General features: G+C 56.5%; 11 protein-coding genes. All 11 read left to right on the top strand.

The annotated features are described in order from the left end of the window. Positions 1–83: 83 nt before the first annotated feature. Entirely contained in the window at positions 84–1,310 is a 1,227-nt protein-coding gene (locus tag J8E65_RS03320) for a galactokinase (RefSeq protein WP_210373935.1), read from the top strand. Between the two features lie 64 nt (positions 1,311–1,374). Then, entirely contained in the window at positions 1,375–2,370 is a 996-nt protein-coding gene (locus J8E65_RS03315; protein ID WP_210373934.1) for an AAA family ATPase, read from the top strand. 20 nt (positions 2,371–2,390) lie between these two features. Continuing rightward, entirely contained in the window at positions 2,391–3,410 is a 1,020-nt protein-coding gene (hprK, locus tag J8E65_RS03310) for an HPr(Ser) kinase/phosphatase (RefSeq protein WP_210373933.1), read from the top strand. Between the two features lie 208 nt (positions 3,411–3,618). Further along, positions 3,619–4,590, top strand: coding sequence for a M23 family metallopeptidase (locus J8E65_RS03305; RefSeq protein ID WP_210373932.1), 972 nt, complete (start codon positions 3,619–3,621; stop codon positions 4,588–4,590). A gap of 171 nt (positions 4,591–4,761) precedes the next feature. Further along, positions 4,762–4,983 carry a DUF2795 domain-containing protein gene (locus tag J8E65_RS03300; protein ID WP_014068011.1) on the top strand — a complete coding sequence of 74 codons (222 nt, stop codon included), beginning with the start codon at positions 4,762–4,764 and terminating at the stop codon, positions 4,981–4,983. 128 nt (positions 4,984–5,111) lie between these two features. Continuing rightward, positions 5,112–7,448 carry a BamA/TamA family outer membrane protein gene (locus J8E65_RS03295; protein ID WP_237181576.1) on the top strand — a complete coding sequence of 779 codons (2,337 nt, stop codon included), beginning with the start codon at positions 5,112–5,114 and terminating at the stop codon, positions 7,446–7,448. A 10-nt stretch (positions 7,449–7,458) separates the two neighbouring features. Continuing rightward, positions 7,459–8,055, top strand: a complete 597-nt coding sequence (locus J8E65_RS03290; protein WP_210373930.1) for a Crp/Fnr family transcriptional regulator — start codon at positions 7,459–7,461, stop codon at positions 8,053–8,055. Between the two features lie 64 nt (positions 8,056–8,119). Then, entirely contained in the window at positions 8,120–9,526 is a 1,407-nt protein-coding gene (gene rlmD / locus J8E65_RS03285; RefSeq protein WP_210373929.1) for a 23S rRNA (uracil(1939)-C(5))-methyltransferase RlmD, read from the top strand. A gap of 8 nt (positions 9,527–9,534) precedes the next feature. Then, positions 9,535–10,542 (top strand): NAD-dependent epimerase/dehydratase family protein, encoded by a 1,008-nt coding sequence (locus J8E65_RS03280; RefSeq protein ID WP_210373928.1) that lies wholly within the window; start codon positions 9,535–9,537, stop codon positions 10,540–10,542. 101 nt (positions 10,543–10,643) lie between these two features. Next, the gene (locus J8E65_RS03275) at positions 10,644–11,480 is read left to right on the top strand and encodes a UDP-2,3-diacylglucosamine diphosphatase (protein WP_210373927.1); all 837 of its coding nucleotides are present in this window, start codon (positions 10,644–10,646) and stop codon (positions 11,478–11,480) included. Between the two features lie 91 nt (positions 11,481–11,571). After that, positions 11,572–12,720 carry a glycosyltransferase family protein gene (locus tag J8E65_RS03270; RefSeq protein ID WP_210373926.1) on the top strand — a complete coding sequence of 383 codons (1,149 nt, stop codon included), beginning with the start codon at positions 11,572–11,574 and terminating at the stop codon, positions 12,718–12,720. Positions 12,721–12,750: the final 30 nt, after the last annotated feature.

Below are 12,750 nucleotides of genomic sequence, written 5' to 3'. Positions count from 1 at the left end.
AACTAAACGTATTCCTATCAAAGCAACCCTCCGTTGCTACTTCTATACGGGCATGTTGAGCAGATGATCTGAACGAACGCGGTATGGAACCGTTTACGTGGAACGGTGGGGAGAGTCCTGTTGTGCGGGCCTATCGAGAAGCGATGACGCGTTGGCAGCATGAAGTGCCACCAACGCCCGAAGCGCACCAGCAACAAAGCCGCACATTGCTAGCCCATCTGGCACCCGAGCAGACCGATCAGGCTGTCGTAGGGTTTGCCCATGGGGCTGCAGGACTTTTAGCTGCCCACACGCACTACTTCAACGGTTTTGCACTGCTTTTCTCTATCCCTCAAGGCGTTGCCGTAGCTGCATGCCCTGCCCCGGGTCCCGAAAGTCGCCTCCTTTTCCATCAAGAACAAACCCTATGGACGCTCAGGGTCGACCAGCCCATCCCACCCGACTGGCCGCTTCACGTGGTGTTGATCTTTTCCCTCCTGCGTCAACTGACCCCGCAGAAGCAGCCCCTGGACATTGCGGTCTACAGCAGCGCACCAGCGTTCAGCCAAGAGCTTTATTTAAGCACACTGAGCATAGCATTGCTGCGTTGCTTGCAGGCAGCGGAGCCTATGCTTAGCGTCCAGCCGCGGCATTTAGCCTCGATGGTGTCTTCCTGCTTAGGCGCTCCGTTTAGCGTAGCTTATCTCTTGGGTGCTGCCGCACCTGCAGCCCAGCCAGGAATGTTTCTCTTGATCGATACTGAGACGCTTGAACTGCTCACCCTAGAGGGCCCAGCTCCTGAGGTCCTTCGGTGGCTCATGGTGGATGCAGGATGCACCTTGCTGCCTCCCCCAGCCTTCCATCTTCAACAACAAGAACTAGCCCAGCGCGTGGTTGAAATCCTGCGACGCCGCGGCTTCCGGGAGCTCACTTCCTTGCGAGAATTGGCCCACCGCGACCTGCCCCGGGCCCAAGCACTCTTACCTCATCGCCTTCGTCCTGTAGTACGCTATTTGGTCACTGAAAACCAGCGGGTGCAACGCATGGTGGTTGCTATTCGGAACCAAGACTGGCAAATGCTAGGCACGCTGCTGCTCATGTCGCATGCCGCTTTACGGCACGACTGGCAAGCTTCATGCGCTGAAGCCGATCTAATTGTTTCCGTGGCCGAATCTATGAGCCTGGAAGGTATCTTTGGGGCTTCAATGAACGGCTACGGTCATGGTGTGCTGGTGGCCGGCCGTCCTTTTCAGTTACCCCTCTTTCTTGAACGCATGCAGCAAAGCTGCGAAACCCATTTCGGACGCTGCCCGGCAACCCTACTGTTCTAAAGGGAACCCAACTGCACCCCAAGACTTGGTAGACACGACGCAAAACGTTTATACGCTGTGCTCAATGTCCGCTTTTGACCTGGCTCGCGTTCACACCCACATTGAACACACCAGCGCTTTCCTTGATGCGCTACGCACAGAGATCGGGCGCGTCATTGTGGGCCAACACTATCTCATTGACCGCCTACTTATCGGTTTGCTTTGCGGTGGCCATGTGCTTTTGGAAGGCGTACCCGGCTTGGCCAAAACCCTAACCGTCAGCACCCTAGCCCGCGCGCTAAAACTATCGTTCCAGCGCATCCAGTTCACTCCCGACTTACTCCCAGCAGATCTGCTGGGCACCCTTTACTTCAATCAAAAGGAAGGAACCTTTTCGATCCGTAAAGGCCCAATTTTTGCCAACTTAATTTTGGCCGATGAAATCAATCGCGCGCCGGCTAAAGTGCAAAGTGCCTTACTGGAAAGCATGCAGGAACGGCAGGTCACTTTGGGAGATACCACTTTTCGCCTGCCTGAACCGTTTTTAGTTTTGGCCACGCAAAACCCCATTGAGCAAGAAGGGACCTATCCCTTGCCCGAGGCACAACTGGATCGTTTCATGCTCAAGCTTCACGTACCCTACCCTAGCCGCGAAGAAGAACTGGCTATTATGCGCCGCATGGCCCGTACCAATGGTCTACCCGTCGTACAGCCGATAGCCTCTGGAGACGACATTTTGCGCGCCCGAGAAGCACTCAACATGCTTTATGTAGATGAACGCCTGGAACACTACATGGTGGATCTCATCGTAGCTACACGTGACCCAGAGGCCTACGGGCTGAGCATGCTGCGCCCCTATCTGGAATTTGGTGCTTCCCCCCGAGCTACAATCTATTTAAACCTAGCGGCACGTGCCCATGCCTTTCTTCAACACCGCGCCTTTGTAACCCCCGAAGACGTGCGCGCCGTAGCCCCCGACGTGCTGCGCCATCGCCTGGTGCTCACTTACGAAGCCGAAGCTGAGTCCATCACCAGCGATCACATCGTTCAACAGCTCTTAGCCCACATTCCGGTGCCTTAACCACCAGCCTTTTGCCGGCCATGCCCTACCAGCCCTTTAAAGTCTACCGCAAAGACTCCATCACGGTGGCCTTCATGGTCGAACATCTCCAAAAGACCGTAGGCCTTCCTATCGAGCGGGTTAACGCAGCCGACGACACGCTGCGCCTGGTCGTCGAAAGCGAACTAAACCGCCCTGGACTAGTCCTGGCAGGCTATACAGAGCTGTTTACCTACCAGCGCGTTCAGATTCTGGGCAACACTGAAAACCGCTATTTGCGCCACTTGTCCCCAGCACAGCGACGCAAGGCCTTCCAAAATTTGCTCCAGTTCCCCATTCCATGCATTTTCCTTACCGATAACAACGAACTGGATCCCGAACTGGTGCAGATGGCCACCGAAGCCGGAGTGCCAATTTATCGCACGCCGGTACCCTCAACGCGCTTTATGGCCCTGCTCCGCGACTTTCTGAATGATCAGTTTGCACCGCAGACGGCTGTCCACGGATCGCTTGTCGACGTCTACGGCATTGGCCTGCTGCTTATCGGTAAACCGGGCATTGGCAAAAGTGAGGTAGCCCTCGACTTGGTCGAACGCGGCCACCGGTTAGTCGCTGACGACGTTGTGATTGTCACCCGAAAGGAAGAAACCGTACTGATGGGCACCGGCACCGACCTGGTCCAGCACTTTATGGAGGTACGGGGGCTAGGGCTTATTGACGTGCGTGCCATGTTTGGCGTAAGGGCCATTCGCTTTCAGAAGCGCATTGAAATTGTTGTGAAAATGGAGCTTTGGGATCCTACCGCAGAATACACCCGGCTCGACATGGTGGAAGAGACCTATCGCCTGTTGGACGTGGAGCTGCCTATGGTCAAAGTTCCAATTACCCCGGGCAAAAACATCACTGTACTTTGCGAGGTAATCGCCATGAACCACCTGTTGCGCCATTACGGCTACGACCCGGCTGAGGTGTTTGCCCGTCGCTTGAGTGAACGCATCCGTCAAAAGGCCTCTTCAGTGCCGCTTCGTGGAACGGAGTACTTTGAGCAAGATTACGAATAAACTTACCGATGCGTAAAAAAGAAACCAAAGTTATCGCATTGTCCACTTAACCCCTGTTGACAGAAAAGGATCAGGCCTGTATTTTCCTGAACGTTTTGGCCTTCTAAGGCATAGCCCCGCCGGGTGACCCCAGAGATAGCGCTTTTCGGGTACGATTTTTTTGGCAAAGAAGGCCAGTGCGATGCCGTGGTGTAAGTAGGCTGTTGTTATGTCTAAAAATCGCTACTATTACTTCGATCACGCCACGTGCTCGTTTGTCGAGGTGCGTCCGCCTTCGTCCCGGCGCATGCTTTGGATCTTGATCGGTTTGGTGCTTATCCTAGGGATAGGTGGCGTGATCGTTTGGCAGATCGGGGGTCGGCTGGCTACACCCCGTGAGCTGGCCTTAGAAGCTGAAAACGAAGCCCTTCGGGCTCAGCTTCGCCGCATGACGCAAAAACTGGATCAGTTTGCCGACAGGCTCAACGAGCTAGCGGCGCACGACCAATCGCTCTATCGCACGTTGCTCCAGGCAGAGCCAATCTCAGAAGACGTACGCCAGGTCGGTATAGGCGGAAGCGATGCCTATGCGGCTTTTGACCGTTTTAGCAAACCTACTGCCACCCTACTGCGGGAAACCTCGCAAAAACTGGACGCCTTGGAACGCCAGCTTGCACTGCAGAATGCTAGCTTCCGCGAATTGCTAACGTTGGCTGAACGGCGTGAAGTTTGGCGCCGCCAGATGCCCGCGCTTCTGCCGGCAGATGGCCCTGTGGTTTCGGGCTTTGGCATGCGTCTGCATCCCATTTTACGCGTCCGCAAGGTCCACGAGGGGATTGATATCCTTCTGCCTTACGGATCTCCTGTTTATGCCCCAGGCGATGGCGTTGTCCGCGAAACTGGCCGTAACAGCGGCTACGGCAACTACATCATCGTGGATCATCCGGCTACGGGATACCAAACGCTCTACGGGCACCTTTCCAGAATCCTCGTGCGTCCTGGACAAAAAGTGCAACGTGGCGATCAAATTGCTTTGAGTGGAAACTCGGGCTATTCTACGGGTCCTCATCTGCACTACGAAGTTCGCGATCGTCAAGGACGGCCATTAAATCCACTGCAGTTTGTGGCCCCCAGCATGACACCCCATGAATACCAGCGTTTGCTGGAGGCTGCTGAACGGTCTACGATTTCGCTAGACTGAACAAAAAAATTTCTCTGTTGCGGTGTCATTTTGGGAACCCGTTTCCTTTTTCGCCGATAGGGAAAAAGGCCAAGGCAGCCCATTAGCCTCTTGCTTTTTTCGGGTCGGTATGCTATTGTGCTGGCCCCAAGGGAGTGTGTGAATATTATTAACCAAACCTGTGTGCCGACGATGGGGTACTGGACACTGGAGTTGGCCTCCTACCTGGAGGATGCACCCTGGCCGGCCACCCGCGATGAACTCATTGACTACGCCGAGCGTACGGGTGCACCCATCGAGGTAATCGAAAACCTCAAGGAACTGGAGGACGACGGGGAGCCTTACGAGAGCATTGAAGAAATATGGCCGGATTATCCTACGGCCGACGACGATTTCTACTACGAGGAAGAATAGACGGCGCATCGACGCCCGTCGGTCATCCGGCCTCTCCCTGTCTACGCTACGTGCTTGTCCTTGTGTTATTTAGCTGGGGGCTGCTGGGTAGCTTCCCCACGTGGGGACAAACCCAGCAGCAAATTTTTTTGCCCTGGCGGGTCCATGACGTGCGCTTGGAAGGTAACCGTGCTTTCTCTGACGAAACGCTACGGCTTTACGTGCGCACCACGGCCAACAGAGAGTTTCTGGGCATCCCTGGCCTGACTTGGTGGCTTTGGCTTTATGAGCTGGGCGCCTCCGGCCGCCTGGGTGGTGCGCTCAGCCGGGCACTGATGGCCAGCGGTGAACCCCCGGCCTATCACGACACTGCCTTGGTTGCTGCCGACCTGGAGCGCCTCACGTTGTTTTACCACCAGGAAGGCTTTCCGCAAGCCCGCGTCGAGGCCCAGTATGATACACTACGGCCAGGCTTGCTGCGCATTACGTTTCGCATCCACGAAGGACCCCCGACGTTCTTGCGGCAAATTACCTACGCTGGACTAGAACACCTGACGCCCATTGAGCAACGCACGTTGATGCAGCGCTCGGCACTGCGCCATCGCCCTGTTGATCCTCAGCAGCTACTGCACCGACGCGCTCAAGCGCAACGCTACTCAGAGCTGACCCTATTGGAAGAACGTCGGCATCTAATGGAATTCCTCTGGAACGCGGGTTTTGCCGCGGTAACGCGCGATTCGATCCGTGCTATTGTGATACCTGCTCGCCCAGACTCGTTTGACCTTATCCTGCAAGCAAGTACAGGCCCCCGCTATCGCCTAGGGGATTTGTACATTGAAGTCGATGGACCAGAGCCTGAACTGCACCTCGACCGAGATACGCTTGCGCTTCCTCCTATAGCCGACAGTCTTGCTGCAGGGCACGCCATCATTACCCGCCGCCAGGAAAGTCGACTCAAGTCCGCGTTCTTAATCCGCATGCTCCGCATACAGCCTGGACAGTGGTACAGCTATGCGCAACTGCTTAATGCGCGCCGTCGGCTAGAGGCTACAGGCCTGTTTACCTATGTACGCTTTGCTCCGCTATGGACCGATACAACACGTCTTCTTGGCGAAGCTGCTCCACGGCTGCCATTGGCGATCACGCTAACAACGCGGCCCCGCCATCGCTTGCGCCTGGAGACGTTCATGCTGCAACGCAGCGGCCCCCTAACCGGCACTGAAAATGAACTCGGAACCGGTGTAGCCGCGACTTACGAAAATGCCAACCTGTTGGGCAATGCCGAAACGTTCAGCCTACGCACCTCTGGCTCCATTGCAGGCAACTTTGAAGAAGGGCTCCTCACTTCAGCCCAGATTGAGCTCACGGCCTCGTTGCTTTACCCCTACGCCATAACCCCTTTTGGCGGGCTTGAACGCTGGCTACGGCTTTACGATGCCCGTACCCGGCTTTCGCTTAGCTGGCTTACTGCTCGCCGAGATGCGTTGCGCTTGGCAATTCGCGGTCGGGGTACAGCCCGCTTTCGGCTTGAACTCCAGCACACCGCCGCGCTTACTTCCCTGATCGACCTGATCGACATTAGCCTGAGCAACCCAGATACGCTAAGCGGTTTTCGCGCCGCTTTTCTCGATGAGGTGCTGCGTCCCATTGAGGACCCCGTCCAGCGTGCCCAGCTTTTGGATGACTACACTGTACCTCAGATTAACGACGCGTTGCGCTATACGCTCCAGGCTGCCCGGCTGAACCCACTGCTGCGGGACCGAGGCTATATTTACGAGTTAACCTTCGAGGCTGGAGCATTGCTGTCGGAGCTCCTAGACCGCTACGTTTTTACGCCGGGGATGCATGAAGGTACGCTACCTGGGCTGCCCTTCTTTCGGCAAGCCGCATCAGGGAACCGGCTGCTATACCGCCCTTATGTGCGCCTGGCTGTCGATTTAAGGCAATACCGTCCTTTACACCAAAGCACGGTCCTAGCCTGGAAACTGCAGGCCGGATGGGCGCAGCCCTTAGGCCAAGCGGATGTTATTCCTTTCGACCGCCGCTTCTACAGCGGGGGCGCCTCCAGCATCCGCGGTTGGTCGCTACGCGGATTAGGCCCTGGGCGCGTCCGCTTTGCGGATAACGTAGACGGCGCTAACCTGCTGGGCGGCGAAATCAAACTTGAACTCAGCGGAGAGCTACGGCAACGCATGCTGCACCGCGTTTTAGCAGCTGACTGGATCGGTGCTGTATTCACCGACGTCGGCAACGTGTGGCTAGGCCCCCGAAATCCAGGCCCTGATGCCGGGCGTTTTCGCTTCAACCGTTTTTATCGCGAGCTGGCCTGGAGCGGCGGGTTAGGCTTACGCCTAGCTTGGGAATATCTTATTGTGCGTCTAGACCTGGCTTACCGCATCCACGATCCTGCACGCACGGGAACCGTCCTGCTCCCTGACGGCTTGCATCGACCAATGTTGCACTTTGGCATCGGCCATACGTTTTAGCGGAACTGTCATGCTACATCCTCTTTGGCACAGCCTGCAACGCGTTTACCAGCATGTCGCGCGTCCGCAAGAGGCAGAACGCACCCGAGCATTGCTCTACGTGCTGCGCCGCGTTCCTGTTTTTCAATACTTACCGCAAGCCACGCTGCGCACCTTAATCCCGCTCTTGCATCAGCGCACTTATCGTTGTCAAGAAGTGCTCTACTACGAAGGCGATCCAGGGCTAGGCATGTACATCATCCTGCAAGGAACCGTCCGCCTGCTGATAGACGCCGCGGGGACACCCCACGAATTGGCCCGCCTAGGGGAATACGACACCTGTGGTCATCTTGCCCTACTAGGAGCATTTCGACGCTTGGAAACAGCTCAGGCCGTAACCGACGTCCAAGTACTAGGATTCTTTCGCCCTGATCTTAAACTGCTGCTTAAGCGCCATCCAGCTCAAGGCGCCAACGTTCTACAAGCGCTGGCACGCTACGTGGCTGCACGCCAGGTCGAACTGGTGCGCGTTCTAGCTGCCTGCGCCGACCGTCCCCAGGCCTTGCGATGGTGGCTGGAAGCCGGTCGACAAGCTGAACGGCAGCTGCCCTCGCTCCTCACCGATTAAGACTGAACTTGCACCCCTCTTGCGGGGTACTGTTGCCCTGTTTTGCTGCTTCCTTGAACGAGACGTGCTGCATCAAGGCGACGAACTGGAGCTGCGCATCGAAAAGTTTGCCGACCGCGGGAAGTCGCTCACCCGCGTAGACGGCTATGTGCTTTTTATCGAAAGCGGCGTACCGGGCGACCGGGTGCGCGTTTGCGTCACCAAGCGCAAGGCCAGCTATGCTGAAGCGCGTATCGTCCAGCTGCTTGAGCCTAGCCCGCTGCGCACAGCACCCCGCTGCCGGTACTTTGGCACCTGCGGCGGCTGCAAGTGGCAGCACGTGCACTACGAGGCCCAGCTCGAAGCCAAGCGACAGCGCGTCTATGAAGCGCTTGTGCATCACGGCGGCTTCGATGGGGTAGCGGTGCGCCCAACCCTACCTTCACCACGCATTTACGGCTACCGCAATAAAATGGAGTTTTCCTTTAGCACCGAGCGCTGGCTCACACCTGAGGAAATCGCTAGCCAGCAACCGCTCGACCGCCACTTCGCTGTAGGATTGCACGTGCCCAACAACTTCTACAAAGTCATCGATCTGGAAGAGTGCCACTTACCTGAACCGATCACCGTCCGCCTGCTTAATGCCCTGCGGACCTTTTTCAAAGAACAACATTGGGAGCCCTGGGACATCCGTCGCCACACGGGCTACTTGCGCCATCTGGTTGTCCGCACCGGCACCCGAACTGGCGAAGTGATGGTCAACCTCATCACCAGCCGCTACGACACAGTCCGCATGGCCGAATTGAAGGCTTTCGTGCAGCAACGCTTTCCCGAAGTCACCACACTGGTGAATACCATCAACACCAGCCCTGCGCAGGTTGCTTACGGCGAAGCTACGCACATCCTCTTTGGCCCAGGAGTCATTCATGATAAGATTGGCCCGTTTCAGTTTGAAATTGCGCCAGAGGCGTTTTTCCAGACCAACACCGAACAGGCTGAGCGACTCTATGAGGTCACGCGCGAGCTGGCCGAAGTCAAACCGGAGGATCTGGTCTACGATCTATACTGCGGCACAGGGACCATTTCGATCTTCATCGCGCCGCACGTGCGTCATGTGGTAGGTGTTGAACTGGTGGCTTCGGCAGTAGAAAATGCCCGGGCCAATGCGGCGGCTAACCATATCCCCAATTGCACGTTTGTGGCTGGCGATCTGCTCCAGGTGCTCACGCCCGAGTTTGTGCGCATGCACGGTCGCCCTGATGTGATCATTGTCGATCCGCCCCGGGGCGGTATGCATCCTCAAGTGGTGCGCCGCATTGCTCAGCTTCGGCCTGAGCGCTTGGTGTACGTAAGCTGCAATCCCCAAACGCAGGCGCGCGACCTAAAGCTGCTTCGTGAACACTATCGCATTGAGGCCGTGCAGCCCGTGGATCTGTTTCCACACACCGACCACGTTGAGTGCGTTGTCGCGCTACGCGCCTGCCAAGCCTAACACCCCCTATGCACCGAGGTATCGCATTTGTTACAGGCGGAACCGGCTTTATTGGAAGTCACCTGGTGGAAGAACTGCTGCGCCGCGGTTACCGCGAAGTGCGCTGCCTGGTTCGCAACCAACTGCGCTGGCTCGAAGGACTCGACATTGTACCCGTCCGGGGAGACTTTTCCCGTATCGAGGTGCTGTGGCATGCGCTTCGGGACGTAGACGTCGTCTTTCATGTGGCTGGCGTTACCCGGGCCCGCGATTGGGCAACGTTTGAGCAAGGCAACATCACTGCAACCTTGAACCTCCTAGGCGCGCTACTTGAAGCCAACCCTCATGTGCGCAAAGTGCTCATCACCAGCAGCCTGGCTGCCGTAGGCTACTGCCCCAAAGGCATCGCTACCGAAGAGACCCCATTGCATCCTATCAGCGCTTACGGCCGCAGTAAAGCCCTCATGGAACAGGCCCTGTGGACTCCACGCACCGATGGCATCGTGTACGCCGAACGCCTGCCCATCGTGGTGGTGCGGCCACCAGCCGTCTACGGCCCCCGCGAAGCTGACATTTACACCTTTTTCCGGATGGTCAGCCGGGGCATCTGCCCCATCATCGGCTGCGGTCAAAAGCCCGAGCTAAGCCTGGTGCATGTGCGCGACTTAGTACGCGGCATGGTCGATGCTGCCGAGTCGGAAGTCACCACAGGCCAAACCTATTTCATTAGTAGCGAGCAGTTCTACTCCTGGCACGAAATCCGCAAGGCTACGCTACACGCCTTAGGTCGCCGAGCGCTAACAGTCCACATCCCCCCATTTCTGGTTGAACCTGTTGGCGCACTGGTGGAATTTGCCGGACATCTTACGGGCACCTATCCCCCCCTCAATCGCGAAAAAGCCCGTGAAATTCGATATGCTTGCAAGATGTGCACCGTCGACAAGGCCCGTCGAGACTTCGGCTACCGACAGCAAGTCCCCCTTGAAGAAGGCATTCAAGAAACCATCGCTTGGTACCGCCACCAAGGCTGGCTCTAAAGCATAGATGCCTAAAAGACAACCATTTACTGATGTTTTAATCATCATTTGCTAACGTTGCGCCCCTAAACTTTAGGCCGACAGGCTTCGCTCTAAATACGATGCGTGGTTATTACCGTACGATCTGGATCTCCGACGTGCATCTAGGCACGCGTTCCTGCCGAGCCGATTTTCTCTGTGATTTTCTTCGCCAAAACAATGCCGACTATTTGTACCTGGTAGGAGATATTTTTGACGGCTGGGCGCTCAAGCGGCATTGGTATTGGGACTCCTATCACAACGACGTCTTGCAGCAAATTCTGCAAAAAGCGCGCAAAGGTACCCATGTGATCTACATCCCGGGCAACCACGACGAATTTGCGCGGCAGTATTTTGGCCTAAAGCTCGACGAAATCACTGTACGCCCCAGCGCTTTGCACACCACGGCGGACGGTCGCCAGCTTTTGGTCCTGCATGGGGACGAATTTGATGGCATCATTCGGTATGCGCCTTGGCTGTCACGCCTGGGGGCTGGTGTGTACGCCTTGGTATTAGGGCTCAACCGGTGGTATAATCAAGTGCGCCGATGGCTGGGCCTTTCGTACTGGTCGCTTTCAGCCTATCTGAAGTACCGCACCAAAAAAGCCGTGCAGTACATCGCTGACTTCGAGCAGGCTATTGTGAACGAGGCGCGGAAGTATGACGTCGAAGGGGTGGTGTGCGGCCATATCCATCATGCCGAGCTGCGCAAAATTGACGGGATTCTGTACGCCAACACCGGGGATTGGGTTGAAAGCTGCACAGCCCTGGTCGAGCACTTTGATGGTCGGCTGGAGATCGTGTATTGGGCAGCGGAATCGGTCTCTGCACAACCTGTAGGCGACGGACATCAACGGCAAGATCGCATCCCTGTTGTACAGGTGTCCCGCTACTCCAACTCTAACTACGCCCAAAGGTAATAAAGTAGCTATTGTTGGCTGGGATTCCTTGACAAGCCCCCTATGCCTATTGAAGTTTAGGCAGTATCTTGCCTAATAAGCTGTTGTCAGCATGACGCTTGAAGCTCCGCTGCGGGTGCTGTTTGTTGTCCAAGGGGAAGGACGGGGACATCTCACGCAAGCCTTAGCGTTGCGGCATTTGCTCCGCGAAGCTGGTCACGAAGTCGCTGCCGTGCTGGTGGGTCATAGTCCAGAGCGCGCCCTTCCGTCCTTCTTTCTTAACGCCATTACAGAGCCAGTTCACCCGTTTGCTTCTCCTAATTTTGCGTTTGACCATCGCTTTCGGGGCATTCGGATGGGCTCTACCGTGGCAACCAACCTGCGTCGCCTATCTGCATTTCGTCATAGCCTGCAGCAGCTACGCGAGGCGCTGGCGGCCTATCGACCTGATCTGGTGGTGAATTTTTACGAAGTGCTTACGGGGCTGCTGTACCGATCTTGGCAGTCCCTACCCCCGCTGGTTTGCATTGGGCATCAATATTTCTTTTTGCATTCGGCCTACCCGTTTCCACCCGGGCTAAAGCTCCAACGCTATCTGCTGCGCACGTACACGCGACTTACAGCGCCCCCCAGCGCGTTGCATCTGGCGCTTTCTTTCTACGAAACGCCTGACTTGCCCCACCGTCGGCTCTACGTGGTACCGCCTCTGCTGCGTCCTGAGCTGTTTCAACAGCCCTTAGGGCTCGAAGAACCTTTTATCCTGGTTTACTTGCTCAATCGCGGCTACGCCGAAGACCTCCTCCGCTGGCAGCAGCAGCACCCTGAGCTTAAACTGCACGTTTTCTGGGACAACACAGACCAACCCGATGGCTGGTCTCCTCAAGCCGGAATCGTCTTCTATCACCTGCATGCGGAACGCTTTCTAGAGCACATGGCCCGTTGCCGAGCGGTTGTGACGACGGCGGGCTTCGAAACCGTCTCCGAAGCGCTGTACTTGGGCAAGCCCCTGCTGGTTGTACCAGTTGAAGGACACTTTGAGCAGCGCTGTAATGCGCATGACCTGGTCACGCTGGGTGGAGGCCTATGGAGCCCGAAGTTTGACCTAGATCCCTTGCTGGCGATGCTGCCACCGCAGGACGTACCTGTCAAAACCACCGAAGTTACCGCCCGCTTCCGCGCCTGGGCAAAGCAAGCCCCCGTACGCATCCTACCTCGCCTGCTCGAAGCTGCCCGACAGCCTTATTTTCCCGTTGCGCTGTAAAGGGCCCTACCGGTAACTTTGGGAGAGTTA

This window comes from Rhodothermus bifroesti, from assembly GCF_017908595.1.
Classification (GTDB): Bacteria; Bacteroidota; Rhodothermia; order Rhodothermales; family Rhodothermaceae; genus Rhodothermus; species Rhodothermus bifroesti.
Note: the sequence above shows the minus strand (reverse complement) of the source record. Positions and strands in the feature narration are given on the sequence as shown.